This is a genomic window from Pedobacter sp. (genome assembly GCF_040513095.1).
In the GTDB taxonomy this organism is placed as follows: domain Bacteria; phylum Bacteroidota; class Bacteroidia; order Sphingobacteriales; family Sphingobacteriaceae; genus Pedobacter.
Genome location: NZ_JBEVDX010000109.1, coordinates 26,283 through 49,479, shown reverse-complemented (window position 1 = coordinate 49,479; position 23,197 = coordinate 26,283). Strand labels below are relative to the sequence as shown.

General features: G+C 45.1%; 14 protein-coding genes. 2 read left to right on the top strand and 12 right to left on the bottom strand.

Translation table 11 applies throughout. From position 1 onward, the window contains the following. Positions 1-25: 25 nt before the first annotated feature. The 8 genes from ABWY16_RS13220 to ABWY16_RS13185 form a co-directional block, all read right to left on the bottom strand. The gene (locus ABWY16_RS13220; RefSeq protein ID WP_353905119.1) at positions 26-1,870 is read right to left on the bottom strand and encodes a sialidase family protein; all 1,845 of its coding nucleotides are present in this window, start codon (positions 1,868-1,870) and stop codon (positions 26-28) included. A gap of 5 nt (positions 1,871-1,875) precedes the next feature. Then, the gene (locus tag ABWY16_RS13215; RefSeq protein WP_353905118.1) at positions 1,876-2,817 is read right to left on the bottom strand and encodes a glycoside hydrolase family 43 protein; all 942 of its coding nucleotides are present in this window, start codon (positions 2,815-2,817) and stop codon (positions 1,876-1,878) included. 1 nt (position 2,818) lies between these two features. Then, a complete protein-coding gene (locus ABWY16_RS13210) occupies positions 2,819-4,234 on the bottom strand; it encodes a glycoside hydrolase family 140 protein (RefSeq protein ID WP_353905117.1) in 1,416 nt (471 codons plus the stop codon). Positions 4,235-4,244: 10 nt separating this feature from the next. Beyond that, the gene (locus ABWY16_RS13205) at positions 4,245-7,289 is read right to left on the bottom strand and encodes a DUF6298 domain-containing protein (RefSeq protein ID WP_353905116.1); all 3,045 of its coding nucleotides are present in this window, start codon (positions 7,287-7,289) and stop codon (positions 4,245-4,247) included. Between the two features lie 250 nt (positions 7,290-7,539). After that, positions 7,540-9,186, bottom strand: coding sequence for a pectate lyase family protein (locus ABWY16_RS13200; protein ID WP_353905115.1), 1,647 nt, complete (start codon positions 9,184-9,186; stop codon positions 7,540-7,542). Between the two features lie 35 nt (positions 9,187-9,221). Further along, positions 9,222-11,042, bottom strand: coding sequence for a RagB/SusD family nutrient uptake outer membrane protein (locus ABWY16_RS13195; RefSeq protein ID WP_353905114.1), 1,821 nt, complete (start codon positions 11,040-11,042; stop codon positions 9,222-9,224). A 10-nt stretch (positions 11,043-11,052) separates the two neighbouring features. Then, on the bottom strand, positions 11,053-14,301 hold the full coding sequence (locus tag ABWY16_RS13190) for a SusC/RagA family TonB-linked outer membrane protein (protein WP_353905113.1): 3,249 nt from the start codon (positions 14,299-14,301) through the stop codon (positions 11,053-11,055). Positions 14,302-14,551: 250 nt separating this feature from the next. After that, on the bottom strand, positions 14,552-15,163 hold the full coding sequence (locus tag ABWY16_RS13185; RefSeq protein ID WP_353905112.1) for a DUF3826 domain-containing protein: 612 nt from the start codon (positions 15,161-15,163) through the stop codon (positions 14,552-14,554). 167 nt (positions 15,164-15,330) lie between these two features. Here ABWY16_RS13185 and ABWY16_RS13180 point away from each other — a divergent pair, with 167 nt between their 5' ends. Then, positions 15,331-16,200, top strand: a complete 870-nt coding sequence (locus tag ABWY16_RS13180) for an AraC family transcriptional regulator (protein WP_353905111.1) — start codon at positions 15,331-15,333, stop codon at positions 16,198-16,200. Between the two features lie 24 nt (positions 16,201-16,224). Here the strand turns inward: ABWY16_RS13180 and ABWY16_RS13175 are convergent, their stop codons facing one another. The 4 genes from ABWY16_RS13175 to ABWY16_RS13160 all read right to left on the bottom strand — a co-directional run bounded on the left by ABWY16_RS13175 (position 16,225) and on the right by ABWY16_RS13160 (position 20,638). Next, positions 16,225-17,145 carry a dihydrodipicolinate synthase family protein gene (locus ABWY16_RS13175; RefSeq protein WP_353905110.1) on the bottom strand — a complete coding sequence of 307 codons (921 nt, stop codon included), beginning with the start codon at positions 17,143-17,145 and terminating at the stop codon, positions 16,225-16,227. 31 nt (positions 17,146-17,176) lie between these two features. Beyond that, entirely contained in the window at positions 17,177-18,739 is a 1,563-nt protein-coding gene (locus tag ABWY16_RS13170) for a sodium:solute symporter family protein (protein ID WP_353905109.1), read from the bottom strand. Between the two features lie 156 nt (positions 18,740-18,895). Beyond that, complete coding sequence (uxuA, locus tag ABWY16_RS13165) at positions 18,896-20,068, bottom strand: mannonate dehydratase (RefSeq protein ID WP_353905108.1); 1,173 nt, start codon at positions 20,066-20,068, stop codon at positions 18,896-18,898. A gap of 36 nt (positions 20,069-20,104) precedes the next feature. After that, on the bottom strand, positions 20,105-20,638 hold the full coding sequence (locus tag ABWY16_RS13160) for a DUF6702 family protein (RefSeq protein ID WP_353905107.1): 534 nt from the start codon (positions 20,636-20,638) through the stop codon (positions 20,105-20,107). A gap of 66 nt (positions 20,639-20,704) precedes the next feature. On the opposite strand from ABWY16_RS13160, the gene ABWY16_RS13155 reads away from it, so the two are divergent. Next, positions 20,705-23,071 carry a M1 family metallopeptidase gene (locus ABWY16_RS13155; RefSeq protein ID WP_353905106.1) on the top strand — a complete coding sequence of 789 codons (2,367 nt, stop codon included), beginning with the start codon at positions 20,705-20,707 and terminating at the stop codon, positions 23,069-23,071. Positions 23,072-23,197 lie beyond the last annotated feature (126 nt).

Here is a 23,197-nt window from a genome sequence, read left to right as displayed (position 1 = left end):
GAATAATATAGCTCTCCTCAACATTTTAAAAGGATTGGGTTTTAAATGATTCGATAAAATAAAGCGCTTCGGGATCAGACGCACCTGCATCCTTCAGATCAAAGTCCTGATCTGTTTCAGTGTCAGCATCAGGGAAACGGCGTACCTCACCTGTTCTGAAAGTTACCCTGGCAATCTCGGATACAGGAGCAAAAAATATTTTGGTTCCTTTTTTTTCTCCGTTTACAGTTACATCGTATGACCGGCTGGTGGTATTCAATTCCACTTTAATTGTATACTTTCTGTTCTTTTCGTACCGGGTAATCCCTGAATAGCGATAACCTGCTTTGGTTTTCAACAGGCTCTCTGCATCAAATACCAGCCGCACAGCGGCCTGTCCCCGGCTATCGGTAAATTCTATATGCAACACGCCTTTGTCCGACTGTGCGGGAATGACGCTGAATTCAACAGCAACATGTTTTGCTGCCGGGATTACCCGCTCAGCCTTCGCATAATCAAACTTATCATGGTCGCGCAGCGCCAATGCCCTTTTACCATCAGGTAATTTTTCAATCTGGGCAGAAGCCCAGAGGGGGCTGAATAAATTCCAGTAACGTAATTCTGTACCCGCTTTCATTTCTGCAAACACTTCATTTACGGGTTCAGCAACTGTAGAAATAACCGGAGTCGGGATAGCTGCCAGCCAGATATCCTCTTTGTTCATACTATAGGTCACCCACATGTTTCCATCTCCGGGATCGCCATCGCCCTCCTGGATCCCACGGACATATTGGGGGCCGTAGGATTTGAAATTTCCGCCATACCTCATGGTCGTAATCTCGCCATTCAGCAGCAGCAAATCTTTATAATTTAATCCGTCATCACTGGTAGAAATTGCCAGAGGCCAGCGGAATTCTGATGGATTATATACCGTAGCATAACCTCCGCCGGGCATTCTCTGTCCCCAGATTTTCGCATTGCTATTCACAAAACCAGGCGCCCGCAGGGGATTGAAAACCCAGGTCTTTCCTTCGTCTGTACTTACCGAGGTCAATGCGTTTTTCCATAAGCCTACTACCCTGCCATCGGCCAGGTGATAAAAACTAAATGCCTTGATAGGTCTTTTTAAGGGGATAAGCGGATCGTTCCGGTCGGCCTCTTCTACCCATTGCTGCATCATCAGCGGCTGTGCAAGGAGTTCGTTGCAGGCGGCAATAAAGCCCTTGTCCTTGCTGCTCGTATAAAACGGATAGGCTGACCTGGATTTATCCCAGGATGCATTGTTCCTGATAAAATAGATAGGTCCGTATTTTCCGCTGGCATAAACTTCCCTTACTACCCTTCCAATACCGTTACCGTCGTTGGGATCATCTTTTGCATCCATGGCCACGCCATAATACGCCAGCGCCAGCAGACGTTTATTTTTTGCAGTATAAAAGCCGATACGCTGGTGCATCACGGCATACAGGTCTTTGGCGACTCCAGGGTAATCTTTCTTTGTGAAGCCATCAGGCACTTTATATGGCGGAAAGATCGTTTCGGGGGCCGACCAGTGATAGCCATCTTTAGAGGTAATCATTAAGGTTTTTCCCGGCGGGATGTGCTCCCCCGCCGGAGTACTCAGAAATTCAAGGTAAAAAGTATTATTCCAGTACGCCAGCATAGGCGCATGATTGTATGTCCAGTTATGGCCACCTGCAAGTTCAGGGTGTTCCCTGTTGGCGCGAAAGGCCTGGATATTATGTACCCCAACAGCAAGGCTCAGCTGCCCGTGGTGGTAATCTACATTTGAAAGTGTACTGCCAGTATAACGTACAGTATCCTGCGCATGAACATTACGTTGGAGCATGCAGGCAGATACCATCAAAACCACTTTTAAAATTCTTTTCATGCTATTTATTCTTTTCCTGTTGGTTGCACAATGGTATTCACATTTGCTGCTTTCTGTTTTAATCCTTTAAGGATGCCTCTGGTAGATTTGAAAATCGTCCCGTGTTTATGCCCTGCGGGGACTTCGATCTCAGCAGAGCTATCAGTGAAAGTTTTGAAATCACGCGTGCGATAGGCAGCGTAACGTTTTTCTCCGTAGGCATCATAATAGATCAGCCAGTCCTTTCGCACTTTTACAACCGACGGTCCTTCCGTCAGATTGCCGCTGAATGGGGCAGATATGTTGCTGTATGGTCCCAGTACATCAGTGGCAGCAGCAACTTTCAGGTTTCTGTTTGCACGGGTATTATCTTTTAATACCAGCACATAATCATTTGATTTCTTTTGCACAATAACCGCATCAATCACACTAAAACCCGGATCAAGAAAAAGCTGTGCCTCAGAAAAATGTTCAAAATCTTTAGTCAGCGTAAAATACATCCGGTGATTATTGTTCTCTTCCTCGGTGCCTTTTGGAAAGCGGTTTGGGATGGTTGATGCCCAGATGATGATAAATTGTTTACCCTTACCGTCATAAAAGATTTCCGGTGCCCAGACATTCACCGTTGCGGTTTCATGTTCCATCACGTTTATCATTTTTTGTGGCGACCAGTGTACAAGATCTTTTGAAGATGCATAGCCAAATCCTTTGTCGCCTTTCCAGCTGGAAGTCCACACCAGGTGATATACCCCATCCGGTCCCACCGCAATCGAAGGGTCCCGCATTACTTTTTGAGTACCTGCTTCCGGTTTCAAAAAAATATACCCCAGGTCTTTCCATTTGTAACCGTCATCACTATATAAAAAACGCAGCCCTTCGTTGGCCGGCTCATGAAAAGAAGTAAAAAGATATACCTCTTTTGAGCAGGAACAGCAGCACAGGATCAATATGTAAAGAAGGTTTCTCATCTTAAATACTATCGAGGATCAGTACCCAGTCGTTTCCGTCCTTTTTCTCCCCCGGAGGATTAAACCGGGCAGTTCCCCTGTTGGAGATCTCCCCAAATACCCTTGTTTTTCCGCTGCGGGGATCAAACCAGGATGCTTTGACCTTCTCACCCGGAATTTTCCCCATAATGAGGGAGAAATTTATGCCTGTATAGGTATAAGCCATCACATAATTCTTTCCGCGGGTCACAGCGATCCGGTCATATTTTTCAGGCTGTGCAACTGAAAGCAGTTTCCCTGCCTCCGGCGCAACCAGCGATTGATCAGGTACCCTGTCAAAAAAGGAACGTGACAGCAGCAGATTTTTCAGGTAAAGCATTTGAGAAGCACCGGGCGCATTGATTGCAGAGGTCCAGAGTTCATCTGATCCATAAGCACTTTCCTTATCTTCTTTTCTGTGCATCTGCATGACAGAGTTCTGCCCGTAGGTATAGCCAAATGCGCCTGCAAAGACCGACCAGTAGCCGTACCTTCTCACATCAGCAGCAGTCCAGCGTGGCTGTGTAATATCATGTAATCCCTGTGGAATACCCTCATAAGAGGGCTCTGCATCTATTGTGGGCTTAATGGGTTTCAGCTTGTAATCCGCCTCTATATATTTCCAGTTATCCTCTCCGTAATGCAGGGTCTCTTTTCTGGAGGTATCCTGTTCGTACCGCTGATGGCCTGATTGTACCATATTGAAGTCGAGCCATGGGGCCGACTGAAACCAGAATGAGGATTGTGACCTTCCCCGGGGGTGAAAAGTGATCAGATGGTTTGGATCATTGGCCCTTAGTGTTTGCCCGATATTTTGCCATACCCTGATAGAATCACTACCCTTGATGTCGCCACCGTTCATCCAGATGATATTCGTTTTGTCCCGGTAACGTTTTGCAAGGAATGCTGCGTATAGTTTTGCCTGTTCAGGATTTACCTTACCACTTTTAACCGGAGATCCCCATACAGGGACCAACGCCATATACAGGCCTTTCCTTTCTGCCGTTGCTACCATATAATCAAGATGGTCCCAGTAGTCATATTGTGTTGAATCTGCCGGCAGATTGCCTTTTGTAGTATCTGGTTTACTTATATCCCCATCAATCAATGCTCTTCTGCCATAAATATTTTTTTCAGGTATGGTATGGAGCACCATTACCTGGATTACATTGAATCCCTTTTTTCTGCGGTCTTCAAGGTATTGATCTGCCTCTTTGCGGTCGAGCTTATTCAGCAGCAACCAGCCGGTATCACCCAGCCAGAAAAAAGGCTTTCCGTCAGCAGTCATCAGGAACCTTTTATTCTCTGAGACAGCCAGTTTCTGCATTCCATCCGGTTTTTTTTCAACCTGGCAGGCAGTGATGCACAATAGAAGAAGGGCATTTATAAACTTATTCATCTTCATAAACTTAGTTTTTTGAAATCCATATTACCTGCTCAATCTTTGATTGATTCTGATAGTCAAACGTGGTATTCCCTTTGATCTGTCGTTCCTTCTTTTCGATCTTGCCGTCTACCGGGTTGATTGTCCTCAGCTTATAATTTCCTGCGGGGAGATTCAAACTGGCGGATTTACCTCCAAATAAATAAATCAGGTACGATTTACCTTTACTGGCAAGCATGTATTCATTTTCCGGCGCCATTGCAGCAAGCTCAGCACTGAAACCTGCGTTCCCTATTTCCGGTATTACAGACAAAGATCCTCCGGCCATCAGGGCAGCCCAGCCCAGATGATCAAAATTATCACCTGAGTAAGTGACCGCCTTATCCGGGAATTTTTGTTTGTATTCCTTTACCGCCCTGTAAACCTGTTCAAACGATGTTTTTTTGGGTTTATACAATCGCGCCTGTTGTCTGGGTGCCAGGCTTTGTCCTCCGGGGGGAGCATACGCCTTCCCGTCAGTCTGGTAATGCCAGTAACGGATATCGATCATATCTACCACCGCAGCCCTGTCCGGATCCGCAAGAATAGCGTCCTGCACATCTTTTGTGGTGCTCAGGGCAATCAGCGCTTTCTTTCCGCTTTCCTTTTCCCAGGCTTTGATCGTATCGATCCAAAACTGTACAAAATGCAGCGGGCCGGTAAATTCTGCGCCAATAAACTGGATCACTCCTGTATTGTGTTTAAAGTTTTCCAGACACTGGCGGATATAGGCTTCGTGTATCTTCCGGCGCTGAGGATTGCTGATATCATAGAACTGCTCAGCCATAAATATCCGTTTATCACCGGCATAGGGAACAGGTTCAGGGAACCCTGTGTCATTTATGTTATTGGCCGGGCGCCATGGGAAATCTGCATAATGCGCACCGGCTTCGATAATATTGTGCTGAAAATAATTCTGGTGGAGCAGCAGCAGGCCTTTCTGATCGGCGAGGTCGGCAAACTGCCTCAACCTTGCCCAGTACCATTTATTATACTTAGTGAGGTCATATTTGCTGAGCCCGTCATAGGCTGTACCCTGCCCGCTTCTGGCAAATGGCAACTCATAAAAAGGCGGCCATACATCCCCGTCTATTCTTCTGATCCTTTCATGGTCATCACGCCGGCGCTCATACCACAATGCATAATTATGGTCTATCGCCACAACATGATCTGCCCGCATACTATCTGTTACTGCATTCAGATCATCTGTTAGCCCTGTACCGGTTTGCCCCGGTACGAAGCGGGTTATATGTGCTTTCATGCCTTTCAATGCATAAGGACGGGCACTGCCTGTCCACCATTGCACATCCTGCCGTCTGCCGCTGATAATGCTTTGTCCGCGTACCAGCCAGCCATTTCTGACAGCCATTGCCGGTGCTCCAGGGCTGGAAGCAACTTTCTTCAGCCCAATCTGATCGATTGATTTTGCACCTTTATCCTCAGCAGGTATTGATGTACGTGCGGATGCCTGGTCTATAAATTCTTCGAGTGTGAAAGCTGGTTTGACAGACAATTTTATGAGCTGTGCAGCCGCTTCTGCCGTAGGGCTGCTGGAAGCTTCGGTTGGTGTGGGCATCAGATAAACAGCAGGTGTTTTTCCCAGGCGGTCCTGTAACTGCGCGTAGTACAGACTCCGTGGTTTAATCTGTTCGTTTGAACTGTCCCAATAGCCGTCTCCAGCAAACTCTGCCCAGCTGCCAAACGACCAGTTTTGGGCACCCGGCGGTTGGTAGCAATTAATTCTGGATGCTGAGCATTGCCAGAACACACTGTTAGCCGCTGCCCATCCTGCCCCCATACCTTCCTGTCCGCGGTTCATAAAACTCAATGCCGCCTGTCCGTCGATATTGACAATATCAAACAAAACCCCTGATGCCCAGCTATCGGTTGCCCCGCTAAAACTATACGGCATATATGCTTTACACTCTACAAAGGCATTGGGTCCTGCAGCTGCAAAACCTGTAGAGAAATCATGGTAGCCATAAGCAGAATAAATCCGCTGGAACAATGTCTGCTGCCCGGTAGTTACAAATGTATTTCGCCGCTGGCCTCCGATCTCAGATACGGGATCAAGTGATTTACAGTCTTCCACGGTAATTCTTCTGGCGCTGGCGAGTATTTCTACTGCTGAACCGGCAAAATGTTTAAAATTCACCTGCCTTACCCAGGCATCCTTTACATTTTCTATAGTAATTGCCATCCAGCGATGGGCTTCGTCTTTAACATTTGCGGCATCAAAAGCAGAAGCCAGTTCCAGGTTTTCTATCCCGGTATTGGCAATTCTGCCTTTCCATTGATACACGGATATATATCCACCACCGTAATTGCTATCCAAAGCAGTTGTCAACGGGGCATCCAGGATAATCAGCTGGCCTTTTATCTCTTTGATTGTTCTGTCCCAGAACAGGTCCCGCGTGCCTGCCTTCCATCCCAGAGCGGTAATTCCACCGCCAAAATGATCAGCACCAATCTGGCTGATCCAGGCTGCTGTTGAAGGCCTGCGGACAGTTACCTGATCACCCAGCCTGAATTTTGAAGCATCCGGCACTTTAAACCCCGAAGAGTTTACAGTTACATAGGCTTCATCAATTTTCACTTCTTTATCTTCTCTTTTGTTGTTTGTTCCGGCAACACTGATCAGAGTCTCACGACTTGTGCCCGTTCCCATGATCACTGTTCCTGCCGGCCCTGTTCCGGATCCCCGCAGGACCACGCCAGAGGCATGAATAGACAGGGTACCACTGATTTCATACAGTCCTTTTTGTAGGAGTACCGCACCACGTAAACCGTCCTTTCCTGGCGGCAGCCCAGAAACATAATCGAGAGCCGACTGAACCGCATTTGTTGCATCACCATTTCTGGGCGGCACAACAACTTTGATTACCGCATCAGGAATGGGAACCTCTCCCGCCCTGTATCCGCAATAAGAAAAATCAGGGATCCTGTTTCCCATAGCGTCTGGTGTGTAGGCCAGCTTGCCATCTTTCTCCAGGTATACCGGAGCTTTGGGTATCACTTTCTTTTGCCCCAAAGCAATAAAAGAAGTACAGACAGTTATGACTGATAACAGGAAAATCTGTTTATACAGGATGCGACAGCCGGATTTGAAAAAGTATCTGATCAAAACGTTTGGTTCTAAATTTATACTGGTTAACTGATACTAAAATACCTGTTTAATTCAGCAATTCGGTAAAGCGTACAAGCTTTGTTTCTTAAGCTAAATAAGGGGGACACCGTGTCCAAGCGGCGCCCCCCATTCACACTGTAACCAAATAATATTTTTAAGGTTTTACGGTCTTTACAGGTACAACGCTGTTCAGGTAAACCTCTATGTTTGCATAACCCGATTTTGTGATTGCCGCAGCATCAGCAGCATTTTTAGGGTTAAGGCCATTTTTAATTTCATACGCATCAGGCAACCCGTCCTTATCAGTGTCCTTATAGGGCGTACCTTTATATTCGGGATATCCTCCAACCTGGCTGATATCAGTGATGATTCCCATTTTATACGAATCAACCGGCATACGGCGGTGCTTGAAATTGGTTTCCGGAAGTTTCACGTTCTCTTTCGCATTGATTTTACCGGTTTTTACCTGTTCTATCACTCTCGTATCTACAGGATCCCGCAACGGAAGTGTTGCTCCAGCATTGGCCAGGACGTAGGTACGGGCTTCAAGCGCTGGTATGATAGTGACTGCAGGCATTGGCAAACGCTCCTTCACACGCATGGCCGCGAAGTACTGTTCTGCTTCTTTCTCTTCAAATACCTTTCCGTCTTTCCCTTCAATCTGGATACCTCCGTCCCAGTTATTTTTTGTTACCTGCTCATTCCCTTCCACAATGTTGCCTTCTACGTGAGCGCGTCCGAAAACAACATATTTCAGCTTGCTCCTGCCCGACTCAGGTTTGAGGATACGGTACCTGATAGGTTCATTTTTTGGGGTAATAGGTCCTGGCTGGTAGTAATTATTGATAATGTTATACAAAGCGGTATAATCGCCACCATCTGTAGAACGGTTATACCAGTTAAAAACGACATTATTTGCAAAATTGAAGATCCCGTTCCATCCTATAGAGGGGTTTCTGCCGGCATTATTGGCCCACAAATTCCGCATAAATGTACAGTTCTCTCCGCCCAGCGTACTGCCAAAAGCATGGTTCCAGGTATCCAGGGCTTCAGAAAAGATGGAATTCTGAATAGTGATATTTACCGTACCCAGTTTCTGCTCTGTCTTTCCGGTACTGTCATTGAACATGTGCCTGTACATCGACATATTCTCGTCCAGTCCCCAGCTGGCAGAAACATGGTCGATCATGATATTACCTACAGGATTTCCACCGATGGCATCATCCCTGCGGCCAACATTGGTTTCTCCCCGGCGGAAGCGCATAAAGCGCACGATCACATCATGTGTATTGATCCAAACGCTTTCACCCGCTACACATACCCCGTCACCGGGAGCAGTTTGTCCGGCAATAGTAATATAAGGTGCCCTGATAATCAGAGGACTTTTGATTCGGATTATACCTGAGACATTGAAGACCACAATCCTTGCGCCGCCCTGTTCACATGCTTCCCTCAACGTTCCCGGACCACTGTCCGCCAGTGAGGTAACAACAATCACCCTACCGCCCCTGCCGCCAAAAGAATGTGCACCACCACCTTCAGCGCCCGGAAAGGCAAGCAGGGGTGATTGCGGAAGATCTGTGGGACGGGCTGCCCATGGGATATACGGTTTTCCTTCTCTTGATTCTTTTTCAATTTCCGGAACAGCTTTCAGCCATGCAATATCAGATAACCTCATGGTTTCTTTCATGAGTGCATTAGTTTGCTCCTGGATATCTTTCGGGATATCAGGGTATTGCGCAAATGAGGCTTGAGCGTAGGTCAGTAAAATGGCAAATAAAAATGGCAAGGTTTTTTTCATGTCTGTATAGTTTATGTCGGGTGGGCTTCAGCTCCCTACTTCAGGGGATCAAATGGTCCGCCCCAGGTGTTATTTTGTGTAATTTTAGGATTGTTGGCCATAGTGGAGTTCGGTATACCAAAGAAATAGTATGCTGGTTTCCAGTTAGGGCTATAGCGTGTATCAAGGTCTTTGAATTCTACACTGAAGTAGTTGGCATAGGCCACATCGAGGTTCACTTTATCCCTGTAATTTGCATTATTGGGGTCAGCAAATTGTGCTGCCGTTGGTATTCCGCTGCCTGTTTTCAGGTTGATGACCACCCCTCTCCTTTTTATACCGTTAATGGTGCTTTCAAACTTCTTCCAGCGTCTGAGATCCCAGAACCGTTTCCCTTCAAAGGCAAATTCGATCTGTCTTTCATATAAAAATGCTGTGAAGAGATCGGCCCTGCTCATGCCCGAACTAAGTCCGTACAAACCATTTGCACCTGCTTCGATGCCAGCTCTTTTTCTGACAGCAATAATACTGGCATAACCCTCATCTGCAGTACCTGTTTTATTGATCCCCACTGCACTTTCGCCCAGATTGAGCAGCACCTCTGCGTAGCGGATCTCCATCCAGTCGGTACCCGAAAACTGCACATCACTGGTAAGCACTGTTGGGTTAATCGCCTTACGGGTATAGAAACCTGTATTTGAAGCCTTAACCTCTGTGGTTTTGCCAGCAGCAAAGTATGTCCACAGGCGGTATGTGGTATTGTTGTTCAAAGGCCAGAGAGAACCGTTGTAGCCGATCGTCTGTTCAAACCGCGGGTCTCTGTTTTTATAGAATGTCTGATCGGCATACGTGTATACCGTTGAACTGCCAGGTCTTTTACCATCTTTCATCGGATATGATTTGACCAGGTCCCATGAGGGCTGATTAGATCCGCCGCCGGTACCTGTGTACGATGGCCTCGTCGCATTGTCATAACCATTGTTCTTTTTGGTCTGATCGCCCGTTGCCGTATTGAAACCGGTGATCATTACTGCTTCAGGGTTATTTACCTCTGTAAACCACATATCTGCATAAGAAGCGTTGAGGCCAAATCCGGCAGCAGTTAACAGATCGCGTGCCTGCAGGTTAGCGCTGTATGCCGCCTGCCAGCGGTCCTGAAGATCGTCCGGATTGAACTGCGGACTTGCATAGGTAAGCAGGACCCGTCCTTTCAAGGCTGCCGCAGCTCCCCTTGTAATCCTTCCCCAATCGGCTGATCCCGGCCATTTTCCCGGCAGGTACTTAATGGCCGTATCAAGGTCACTTGTAATCTGTCTGATACATTCCGAAGTACTGTTTCGGGGCAGCAGGGCCAGATCTTTGGCTTCCTGGCCTACACCATCAAGCGGCGTAAGTACCAGCGGAACGCCACCATAAGTACGTACCAATTCAAAATACCTCCATGCCCTGAAGAAATAGACCTGTGCTTTCAGCCTGTTTTTTGTACCCAGAGGAAGTGTTCCCGCATCTACGTCGGCCATCATCATATTGATGGTGCGGATTTTGCCATAGTTATTGGTCGCACTTAATGTGGTTCCAAAATCAGTAACGTCACTCTCAGTAAGCGTTCCCTCCAGAAATTTGCTCTCCCCATATGATTCATCCGTCAGTGTACCGCCGGCTGTTGTAGCTGTAAGTGTGTTCACTCCGGAATTTCCTCCCCAGCTGGGCAGGTTCTGATCATAGATGTATCCTACATTAAGATTAACCAGGGTGGAATCGTTGTAGACAAGATCGGTTGGTATACTGCCCAGATCGCCTTTATCCAGTACTTTTTTACAACCTGCCAGAACAGCGATGCTGCAAAAGGCTATGTATAAGTTTATTTTTAATTTCATCGTTATCAAATTATAAACCAATATTTAAACCAAGTGAGAACGTCCTTAATTGCGGGTACACGTCAAATGCGCTGGTATTGTCCTTGTATCCGTAAGGGTTGTAAAAATTGATCGGATTGGTTCCTACCAGGAATATTTTAGCTGATTTCAATCCGGCTTTTGCTGCCCATTGTTCCGGCAGGCCATAGGAAAGATTAAAGTTTGTCATCCTGAATGTAAAGGCGCTGACGAACCAGAAATCTGTTGTCCTGTCGTAATTATTGGTATAATACGGGTTAGGATATTTGGCATCCGTGTTTTCAGGGGTCCAGTGATCCGCCCAGAAATCCGGTCGGTTTGAGGTGGCAGTTGCTCTTTTAACAGCTGCACTTTCAATGGTTGACTGGCCACCCCATGAAAGGCCCATCACTACAGAGAGGCTAAGTGATTTGTAGTTTCCGCCGAAATTGAATCCAAGAGCGTAATGGTTGCTTGATTTTGGCGTCAGGTATTCATAATCCACATTCTCCGTGATCACCCCATCAGGTGCAGTAAACTTGCCATTGGCATCCTTGGGCCCTCTGATATCCTGATACTTGATCATACCTGGTTTTGGAATTTCGCCAAAGGCCCTGTAATTGGGGTTCTTTGCCATAAAATCATCCACCTCTGCCTGCGTTCTGAAGATGCCAAGGCTTTTGTAGGCAAGTACACCCCTGTCGCTGGACAAGCCTGTGTTATCAAGAAAAGTCCCGATGTTACCTATAGGCTGGTCGAGACGAATAAGTTTGTTGTCGCTCCAGGAAAGGAAAGTATTTACGTTGTATCCCCAGTTCTTACCGATCTTATCTTTCCAGGCCAGTGACAGTTCATATCCGAAGTTATTGGCTATACCATAGTTCTCAGTAGGAATTGCTGCACCGATCAGCAGCGATACGGACGAGCTCAGCGTTGTTAACTGATTGTACCTGTGGTCCAGAAAACCATCTGCTGTAAATGACAGCCTGCTTTTGAGGAACTGCGCATCAATACCTATGTTGTATTTTGTGTCATCGTCCCATTTCATGTTGTTATTGGCAAGTGCGATGTTGGGGTTGATTGAAAGCGGGCGATCAGAGTTTCCGCCAAATACTGCGCCTTTTCCGGTAGACAGTGAGAAGTTCCTGTTATACTGGAAACTTTTGGTATTGTCGATTCCAAGTAAGCCCACCGAAGCCCTGAACTTGAGATAGTCTATTGCTTTTACTTTGTTTTTAAAAAAAGATTCTTCTGAGATTACCCAGCCCAATGACAGGGAAGGAAAGTAACCCCACCTGTTACCTGGCGCAAAGTAAACACTGGCATCACCCCTGTAGGAAAACTCCAGCAGATATTTATCAGCATAGCTGTAGTTTGCCCTGGCGGCAAAAGCCAGACGCCCGAACTCTGTCTGTGTCTCATCAGAGAGGTTGGTGCCTGTGGCATATTGCTGGTTTGGCAAACCTCCAAGCAGTACACCTTCCCGGGCAGCATTTACCAGATCGCTTTCGCTTTCTACCTGCTCATATACACCCAGTAAAGAGATGTCATGCTTGCCGAACTTGCGGGCATAATTTAACGTACCGTTCATCTGATAGCTGTCCCGGTATGAAGGACTGATCCTCACCTTATCTCCGTTGCTTATACTGACAGTTTTGATTACATCACCACCGTAAATATGCTTTTTATCGCCCAGCATGCTGAACTGGTAAACATTATACCGGGTACCAAACTGTTTGCCAAAGGTGTTATCCAGGTTTTTACTGTAGTTGAGTCCGGCCTTCAGGCCTTTGATAAAAGGTACTTCGTAATTTAAGGTAGCCTGTACATTCAGGCCATTTGAGCGGGTATCAGTAAAGTTATCCAGCCGCTGTACTTCAAAAAAATGGGTACCGTCAATCGTTCCGGTGTTTCCGGTGGTAAGCAGCGTAGGCAGGCCGTTTACATAATAGGGAGTAAACTGCGGCGTTCCGATCAGTGATTTCACATCATTATCAGCGCTTTCAGATCCCTGTTTAAACCAGAAACGCTTGTTCTTGCTCAGGTCGCCACTCAGAGAGAAACCAAGCGTAAGTCCCTTGTTCAGTTTAACATCAGAACTGGCCCTGAAAGTCCATTTTTTTGTATTGATGCCATCAAAATTTGAACTCTGGTCGATATAGGATGCACCAGCAAAATAGGTTGCCCTTTCACTGCCGCCACTTACGTTTAGCGTGTGCCGGACAGTATAGGCAGTCTGCCATGCTTTTTCCAGCCAATTGGTGCTGTTATTCTTAAAATACTCCAGTTCATCAGGAGAATACCAGGCCGCATCCGCCAGATAACCGCTGTTGCCATCGGCTACATAATTTTTTGATGCACGTGTATAATCGTTCAGGTAGGTAGCCTGCTGTATACCTGTCATCATTTTCGGCAGCATGGTTGCGTCGGCAGCCCCGACAGATACACCATAATTAATTTTTGGCGCACCGGCTTTACCTCGCTTTGTTCTTACTACTACCACACCATTTGATCCCTGAATACCATAGATCGCGGCGGCAGCATCCTTCAGGATCGAAATATTTTCTACTTCGGAAGCATCAAGTGTATTGAAATCGTCAGATGTTCTAAAAATATCATCAATGATATACAGTGGCTCAGTCCGGCCTCCGTCTTTTACCGCAAAGGTTGGGTTCCTGACAGTAAGAACGGCATTATCTCCCGGCCTGGCAAAGCCGCCTGAAATACTTACCCCGGGGATCTGTCCTCTTAGTGCGGCGGTTAAACTACCAACAGGGATATCCTCAATGGCTTTCACATCAATAGTTGCAATAGAGCCTGTAAGATGTTTTTTCTCCTGTGTACCATAACCTACCACAACAACTTCTGTTAAATCTGAGCTTGATTCCTGCAGTTGTATTTCTATCTGGTTCCTGCCGTTCATAGCAACTTCCTGAGTTTTATAACCAAGGTAACTTACAATTAAAGTTTCGTTTCCAAGCGGAAGATTAAGACGGAACACACCCTCAGTATCTGTTGATGTCGCGGTATTGGTTCCCTTTATTTTTACGATAACTCCCGGCAGAGGTTTGCCTTGTGCGTCTTTTACCGTGCCAATGATATTTTTTCTGGAAGACATTGCTTTTAACGCTTTAGTTGATTCCTTCGGCGCATCTTCTGCAAATGCAGCAGAGCCCGTTAAAGTCAAAGCGATCATTACATGAGTACAGGCGATTTTCGGCCATTTACCCAAATAATTTTGCGTCTTGAAATGTGACTTCATATTTATACTTAATTTATATTTGGTATTCTGGTGGCCAGGCTACAGCAGCATAGCTGGCTTTTTACATAAGAACGGGTGATAAAATATCATATTCACCATTCTATAATAAATCATACGGTATTCAGGCTTTTAGTTAATTGTTGCCGGGTACGATATTATTAAGCCAAATATATCGTTAGGATAAAACTCTTTTATATACCATTTTCCCTAGCTGTTGTATGATATTATCTTAAAGGAATTAAGCTTTGTATCACGATTTTTTTCCACGGGCTTTAATCCTCTCCTGCCATGCTTCTCCTTCTTTTTTCATATCAATACCGGCAGCCGACAGGTAATTATTTATCCTTCCCTTATATTTTTTAAACCAGCCATGTTTTTTTTCTGAAGATTCTGCATCCATAGCTCTTTCGCGGGCTTCCGTAAGCCAGATCATGATCTGTTTTTTCTGTGCTTCAGTTAGCTGGGGTAGCATGTCCAGGTAAGCTGTATAGGTAACCGGCAGTACTCCGTAGGTAAGCCCATCTTTTATTTGTATGACCTGAGCCGGATTGAGATAAACTGATAATTGTTTTAAAAAAGGGGCATGCAGCTTATTTACGGCAGAATCCGCCAGAGCAGCGCTTAGTTTGGCACTGTCTCTTTGTGTGTATATATTATTAAGATCTATATAATGAGCGGCAACTATATCACTGACCTTATGGGCTACATTACTGTCCGGCAGATTCAGTTTCTGCACAATTTTCCAGGACCTGCCCTGGATCATTTTATGGTAGGCTTCCGGTTCATTTTTTGTTTGTGCCATTGATGAAAATGAGATTAAAGCAATCCCGGCACTGATCAAAAAGGTTTTTATTTGGTTCATATCAAATGATAACATGGTACATATCAATACAAATATGTACAATACCCTCACATGATTGTTACCAATTATTATCAACTTTTTATACCATGTTATCTTCACAATTTGTATTATTGTGCAGCTTAACACGCTAGAAACCAAATATAATTCCAGAAAAAACAGAACAGGATATGAAACCACTTTTTCATAAAGTCCCGATCAATATACAAAGCTCCTTCGGGATCAAACACAATATTGAATCAAATTTCGGCAAGATATGGCATTACCATCCGGAACTCGAACTTCATTATGTAGTTCGCGGTGAGGGGGTAAGGTTTATTGGAGACAATATCAGTAATTTTTCGTCAGGAGAGATTATTCTCCTGGGAGAAAACCTGCCACATACCTTCAGGTGCAGTGATGAATACTACATCAATTCCAATGAACTGGAAGTAGAAGCTATCGTCATGCAGTTTCTGCCCGACTGCCTCGGGAGGGAGCTCTTTAATCTGCCGGAAGCTTATCTTATTCCCAAACTATTTGAAAAAGCCAAAAAGGGAATGGTGATCTCCGGTGCTACCAGGAATAAACTGGCAGACCTGATGAAACAGGCAACAGTAGCTTCACAAATGGAAAAAGTGATTCTTTTCCTGTCGATACTGAACCTGCTTGCAGAAACCGATGAGTATGAACCGATCACTTCTGCCTATGCTTTCTACAGGTCCAATGAGTCAGACACCATCCGCCTGAACAAGATTTACTCTTATACGCTGACTAACTATAAAAAAGAGATCAGCCTGGAGGAAATTTCTTCGATCAGCCACCTGAGCATTACTTCCTTCTGCCGGTATTTTAAACTGATGACCAAGAAAACATACTATGATTTTCTGATCGAAATACGCATCAGCCATGCCTGCCGTTTACTGGTGGAAGACAAGATCCCCACAGAGGTGATCTGTTTTGACTGTGGATTTAATAATGTATCAAATTTTTACCGGCACTTTAAAAAGATTGCCGGCATGACACCGATGGATTATAAAAGAAAGTACCTGCTAAATTGATTGTTATAAGCACAGGTTTCAGCATCAGAAGCCGATCTGCTGCTGAAGCCTGCTATAGTCTGCGTACAGCTGCTCAATCCCTTTTGCATTGGCCGGAGAAAAATGTCCGACTTCACGGCGCGTGAATGTGGATATCTTTAATCCCTGCTTTTGCAGGGCATATTTTGCAGCATAGGGATAAACGTCATGCATTACATCCATGTTCAGGATAAGGAATTCCTGCAAGGCAGTGAGTTCTGTATTTAAATCAGGATTGTTATAGTTTTCACAGAGCCAGACGATCAGTTCAGGGAAGTAATTCCCCTGTATACAGGAGAGCCCTGCAGAACCAGCCCTCAGCGAGGCCAGTGCGTGTACCATATAAGCATCATATAAACCAAAACCCCTGCGGTTTGTTACAGCCAGCTTGGCTTTAACCTGATGAATATCCAGGCTGGTATCTTTATGATAGGTAACCCTACCTGTAGAAACAAATGTTCCAAGCTGCTCAGCCGTCAGCACTCTTTTAAAAGGCACCGGGCATTCATAAAAGCCTACGGGGACAGACGGTGTTAGCTGCAGCAGCTGCATCACCTTTTCATTGAACTGCTCCTCGGTTTCAGTTTCTCCTGCAATGAGGCTGGTGATCAGGATTACGGCGTCGATCCCCGTATCATAAATCCTTTTAACAAATTCTGCCTGCTCAGCAATTGACCCGCCAAAAGTACCTGTAGCCACTACGGGGACCAGTCCATTTGCTGTTTTCACTACCCTGGCCGTCAGGGAAATCCTTTCCTCATTGCTGAGTTCAAACATCTCACTGGACAGACAATTGGCAAATAAACCCTTCACTCCAGCACTAAGGTAATGTGCTGTAAGCAGTTCCAGGGCCTTATAGTCTATTTTTCCATCGTCACTAAAAGGCGTAAGCATGACAGGGATAAAACCTTTCTCTGATTTTTCCATCGTATTATTCTCTGTTATAGGTTTATTAAAACTATTCAGCAGCCACTCTCCTTTTAAAACCGGTGAGGACCAGGCCTGATAAAAATATGGTCAGTGTACCAATCACAACAATCATATTGCTGTGCAGCATATTTCTTAAAAAATCAAAGTCTTGGGGCAGTGCTGCAGAAAAAGTCATCCACAGGATCACCAATACGCCAATGCAGGTGGCAGTCAGTGCTTCTGCATTCCCCGTTTTCCTGCTGATCATCCCCAGCAGAAACAAACCCAGCATCCCACCGGAGAAGATGCCTGAAAGCTGCCACCAGATGTCCAGGATACTTTTAATCCCGATCATCAGTATCCCTGTCGCCATTCCCATCAGTCCGAAAACCGCAGTACTGATATACAACAGCTTCATCAGCTGCTTTTCGTTCATTGCAGGATTAATATATCTCTTATAGATATCGACGGAGAACACGGTAGCGGAAGAATTCATCCCCGAACTGATGGTACTCATTGCGGCCGACATGATAGCGGAAATGATCAGACCGGCAAGACCCGTGGGAATTTCATTGACCATAAAATGAGGCATGATCTTGTCCCCGTAATCTGCCGGAAGCAAGCCATCCATAGTAGCTTTAACCGTAGCCGCAGTAGCTTGCAGCGGCAAACGTTCTATGGCTACCTGGTGTTTTACGCTTTCGATCAGCTGGGGATTTACCTGGTAGTAGGCATAAAGAGAAGATCCTATAATAAAAAACAACAGGGATACCGGCAAATAACAGACTACACAAATCCAGAGTGAGCGCGACGCCTGCCTGGAAGTAGTTGCCGTATGGTATCGCTGAACATAATTCTGATCAATACCAAAATTATTAAGATTGATAAAGAAACCGTAAAAAAGGACAACCCAGAAGGTAGACTCCTTTAGGTTTGGAGATAAACTGCCCAGACTGAATTTGTGATCAGCGCGGCCGATCTCAATGATCTTACCTGCCCCTCCGGGGATGTTTTTCACGATCAGATAAAGGATCAGGAAAGCTCCAAGTGTTTTAACTACAGCCTGCACAACTTCTGTCCAGATAACGGCTTCAATGCCTCCCAGTACAGTATAGATAATGATGCAGGTACCCACAACTATCATAATGGATTGCATACTGTAACCTGTGAGTGCCTGTAAACTCAGGGCGATACCAAAGAATATGGAACCCATCCGTGCCAGCTGCGTAAGTAAAAAACAGCCCACCGCATAAGTTCTTGCCCAGGGGCCAAATCGTTTCTCCAGATGCGTATATGCCGACACCTCTCCTGTTCTCCGATAAAAAGGAACGAAATATTTAGAGGCGATCCAGGCCGCCAGGGGCATAGCCAGGCTAAAGACAAAATTGTTCCAGTTGGAGCCAAAGGCTTTGCCCGGCACGCCCAAAAAGGTATTGCTGCTCAAAAAGGTAGCGTAAATAGACAGGCCTATCGCCCAGCCCGGTATAGAACCTGCAGCTTTGGTGAACTGCTCAGAACTTCTGTTTTTCCTGGAAAAATAAAAACCCACCAGGATCATACTGACTAAATAAATTGCAATGACTGCCAGATCCAATACAGGTAAACTTTTCATATTTGCAATTTAAGCGCCGCATTGCAAATCTATCCGACTGAACACAGCTTTCCTTATATCATTTTCTCTTCATTTTATAGCATTTTGCCTATAGCGCTTATCTTGCCGGGCGGCAGGATAAGCGCATTCAAAATTCATCAGCAAAGAGATAATTGCCTATTTATTGTACATTCTTACAATTGCCTGTTCCAGTCCGCGGAGTTCTGCAAGGCCTTTTAACCTGCCGATACCGGAGTATCCCGGATTTACCTTTTTCTTCAGGTCATCCAGCATTCTGTGTCCATGATCAGGACGCATCGGAATACTCAGATTTCTTTCCTGCTGGATCTCCACCAGTTTTTGTACTACGGCAAACATATCTACATCACCTTCCAGGTGGTTGTCCTCAAAGAAGTCTCCGAATTCATTTCTTTTTGTACTGCGTAAATGCACAAAATTGACCCTGTCTTTGAATTGCTCCAATATGGCTACCAGATCGTTGTCTGCTCTTACACCGAGTGAACCTGTGCAATAACATAGTCCGTTGGACAATGAAGGTACTTTAGTGAAAAGTTTTTCCAGCTGGGCGGCGGTACTTACAATCCTTGGCAAGCCAAAGATGGCATAGGGAGGATCATCAGGATGGATCACCATTTTAATCCCATTGGCTTCTGCCACAGGCATAATTTCTGCAAGGAAGGTAGTCAGGTTGGCGAACAACTGCTCTTCACCGATTCCGTCGTAAGCCGCCAGTGCGTTGAGAAATTCTGCCAGTCCGAAGCTTTCTTCGCTTCCCGGCAGACCGGCAATAATATTACGTTCTATCTTTAGTTTTTCTGCCTCATTCAGCTCATTGAAATAAATTTCGCCACGTTCCAGTTCTTCTGCAGCGTATTCGCCCGCTGCGCCTTCGCGTTTAAGGATGAAAACATCGAAAGCTACCAGTGCTGCTTTATTGAAAAGCAAAGCTTCGGCACCGTTAGGCAACTTGTAGTCCAGGTGAGTCCTGGTCCAGTCGAGCACAGGCATGAAATTATAGGTGATTACTGTAATCCCGCAGGCGGCTAAGTTTGCAAGGGATATTTTATAGTTTTCTATGTATTGCTCATAATTACCTTTTCGAACTTTAATATCTTCGTGCACCGGAAGACTTTCTACCACAGACCATTCCAGGCCGGCATCCCTGATCAGTTTCTGATGGTTCTGAATATCTGCAGTGCTCCAGACCTTTCCATTTGGAATATGGTGCAGGGCAGACACTACTCCGCTGCAGCCGGCCTGTAAAATATCAGCTAAACTAACGGGATCATTGGGACCATACCAGCGCATGGTTTGTACTAATTTGTTCATACAGCTTAAAATAAATTTGAAACGGGAATTTAAGGATTAAAAAGAAGATAGCAACTTGTTTTCGGGATAAGTTAATTTAGAACTCTTCCTGTTGCCGTTAAAAGTAACGTGAAAAATATTGGTCTGGTCATCAAAGCGGTCATAAAGCACTGTACTGGTAGTTTCCATTTTTCTGATTCCTTTGATTACTGCCGACTCCAGGTAAACGACCACAGCCTCTTTATCATTTTCAAAGCCCAGATAGTTCAGGTTTACAGCTTTACCGTTTGCAGCAAGCTGAAAATGTGCAGCCATATATTTGCCGACAAGCACTTCCATTTCCTTATGCCTTGCAGCAGAAGAAAGATCTGGTTTTACTTTATATTTTTTATCCAGCGCCTCCTCGAAATCGTCGGTAAAGATCCGGCAGCTGATTTCCACCGTATTGGTTTTAGGATTGCAGTTCAGCTCCGTGGAACTGAGATGCAAGGGATGCCGGCCGGCACTTTCTTTTAAGTTGATGGTTTCCGGTTTTGCTGAACCAAAAATTAAGTAACAAATTAATAGAGATTGGTGTAAGAAAGGCATCATGGCGATATTTTATTTTTTCCCTGCAAAAAAACGTTTAAATTTAGACTTCCAACAAAAAAGTTTCAAATGAATAAAGCTCTACCTATCTTAATGCTGCTGGGCTCCGCCCTGCAGTTTTCCTACGCTCAGAATATCCAGAACAATCCCGGCAGTAATCACGGAAACAAGTTCGAGCAGTTAGGAACTATTCTTACTACCCCAAATGAACAGCGCACAGCGAGCGGCGCCCCCGGAGTAAAATACTGGCAGCAGCGCGCCGACTATGACATCAGGTGCAGCCTGGATGAGCAAAATCAACAGCTGACAGGATCTGAAAAGGTTACCTATTTCAACAACTCACCTGATGTGCTTACCTATATCTGGTTACAGCTTGATGAAAATCAGCACAATAACCTGACAAACGCGAATTACCAGAGCAGCACCACTCTTCCTGAGATCGCGACTACCAGTACTATAGACAATGCAGTTATCAGCGATACTGATAACGGTAACGGGGTTAAAGTGCTTAAAATCACAGATGCTCTCGGTAAAGAGTTAAAATATACAGTAAACAAAACAATGATGCGCGTGGAGATGCCTGTACCTTTGAAATCAGGCCAGCAGTTCATTTTCAACGTAAACTGGAAATACAAAATAACAGACAGGCTGAAAGAAGGCGGTCGCGGGGGTTATGAGTACTTCCCGGAAGATGGCAATTACCTGTTTACCATGACTCAGTGGTACCCGAGGTTATGTGTGTACAGTGATTTCCAGGGCTGGCAGAACCACCAGTTTGCGGGCAGGGGCGAGTTTGCGCTTACCTTCGGAAACTTTAAGGTACAAATGACAGTTCCTGCGGATCATGTTGTGGGCTCGACAGGTGAATGTATCAATTACAGTGCAGTGCTCTCTCCTGCTGCACTGGCGAAATACAACCAGGCGAAAACATCAGCTGAACCGGTAGAAATTGTAACGCTTGATGAGGCTAAGAAAGCTGAAACAGAGAAAAGCAAAGCGACAAAAACCTGGGTATTCCAGGCGAATAACGTGCGGGATTTTGCATGGACTTCCTCAAGAAAATTCATCTGGGATGCAATGGGCCAGAAGATTGAAGGCAAAACGGTCATGTGCATGAGTTTCTATGGTAAAGAAGCTTATAACTTATACAGAAATTACTCTACCAAAGCTGTTGCCCATACGATCAAGACATATTCACATTTCACTATTCCCTACCCGTATCCTGTAGCCCAAAGTATCGAGGCTTCAAACGGAATGGAATACCCGATGATCTGCTTTAACTACGGACGGACAGAAAAAGACGGAACCTATACTGAGACCTCTAAAAATGGAATGCTGGGTGTAATCATACATGAGGTAGGACATAACTTCTTCCCGATGATTGTCAATAGCGATGAACGTCAGTGGACCTGGATGGACGAAGGCTTAAACTCTTTTGTGGAATACCTGACTGAAGAACTGTGGGACAATAAATTTCCTACAAAAAGAGGTGCTGCCTATTCTATCGTTGATTATATGAAGCTGCCTAAAGATGAGCTGGAACCAATTATGACCAACTCTGAAAACATTGAGCGTTTTGGCCCGAATGCCTATGCTAAACCAGCTGTAGGCCTCAATATCCTGAGAGAAACCATTATGGGCAGAGAGTTATTTGACTATGCTTTCAAAGAATATGCAAAAAGATGGGCTTTCAGACACCCTACTCCAGCCGATTTATTCAGAACAATGGAAGATGCCAGCGGAGAAGATCTTGACTGGTTCTGGAGAGGCTGGTTTTACAGCACTGATGCATGTGACATCTCCCTGGATGCCGTTAAATATGCCAAAGCTGATGTAAATTCCAAGGTTCCGGCTTCTAAAGTGGTGATGACTAAAATGGATCCTCCTTTGGTAAATGCATTTGATGATATATCAAAAGTGAGAAACAGGGAGGATAAAACTATCCAGTTCTATACGGATAAGGATAAAGCTACACAGGATTTTTACTGGAGATACGACCGTGGCTTAGAGAAATATGATGATAAAGAATATAAGAGAGAAGCAAAAACTCCATATGAATCCTTATCATCCGAAGATCAGGCAAAATATGCGGGCAAGTTCTTTTACGAACTCTCTTTCAGCAACAAAGGCGGACTGATAATGCCCGTTATTGTCGAATTTACCTATGCTGACGGAACAAAGGCTATTGACAGGATCCCTGCACAGATCTGGAGACACAATGAGCAGCATGTAACTAAGTTCTATGTTCAGGACAAAGAAGTTGCGTCGATTAAACTTGATCCTATGCGTGAAACAGCAGATATTGATGAAAGCAACAATACATGGGGCGGTAAAGCCCAGGCTTCCAAATTCCAGTTGTTTAAACAAAAAAGCAATGTTATCCGCGGACAATCTGCCGGTGGCAACCCGATGCAGAATGCAAAGGCTACGAAGTAATATTCAGATAGAATTATCAATTTTTTGAGAAGAGAATGTAGTTTTGATACTACATTCTCTTTTTTTATGCGGCTAAATTGATAAAGCCCAAAATACTGTCCCTTTTCCAAAAGTGAATAAAGTCAT

Bases quoted from the DNA above. Each gene is read 5' to 3' on its own strand.
- ABWY16_RS13220 (WP_353905119.1), bottom strand. From the start codon at position 1,870: ATGAAAAGAATTTTAAAAGTGGTTTTGATGGTATCTGCCTGCATGCTC.
- ABWY16_RS13215 (WP_353905118.1), bottom strand. From the start codon at position 2,817: ATGAGAAACCTTCTTTACATATTGATCCTGTGCTGCTGTTCCTGCTCA.
- ABWY16_RS13210 (WP_353905117.1), bottom strand. From the start codon at position 4,234: ATGAATAAGTTTATAAATGCCCTTCTTCTATTGTGCATCACTGCCTGC.
- ABWY16_RS13200 (WP_353905115.1), bottom strand. From the start codon at position 9,186: ATGAAAAAAACCTTGCCATTTTTATTTGCCATTTTACTGACCTACGCT.
- ABWY16_RS13195 (WP_353905114.1), bottom strand. From the start codon at position 11,042: ATGAAATTAAAAATAAACTTATACATAGCCTTTTGCAGCATCGCTGTT.
- ABWY16_RS13190 (WP_353905113.1), bottom strand. From the start codon at position 14,301: ATGAAGTCACATTTCAAGACGCAAAATTATTTGGGTAAATGGCCGAAA.
- ABWY16_RS13185 (WP_353905112.1), bottom strand. From the start codon at position 15,163: ATGAACCAAATAAAAACCTTTTTGATCAGTGCCGGGATTGCTTTAATC.
- ABWY16_RS13180 (WP_353905111.1), top strand. From the start codon at position 15,331: ATGAAACCACTTTTTCATAAAGTCCCGATCAATATACAAAGCTCCTTC.
- ABWY16_RS13175 (WP_353905110.1), bottom strand. From the start codon at position 17,145: ATGGAAAAATCAGAGAAAGGTTTTATCCCTGTCATGCTTACGCCTTTT.
- ABWY16_RS13170 (WP_353905109.1), bottom strand. From the start codon at position 18,739: ATGAAAAGTTTACCTGTATTGGATCTGGCAGTCATTGCAATTTATTTA.
- uxuA (WP_353905108.1), bottom strand. From the start codon at position 20,068: ATGAACAAATTAGTACAAACCATGCGCTGGTATGGTCCCAATGATCCC.
- ABWY16_RS13160 (WP_353905107.1), bottom strand. From the start codon at position 20,638: ATGATGCCTTTCTTACACCAATCTCTATTAATTTGTTACTTAATTTTT.
- ABWY16_RS13155 (WP_353905106.1), top strand. From the start codon at position 20,705: ATGAATAAAGCTCTACCTATCTTAATGCTGCTGGGCTCCGCCCTGCAG.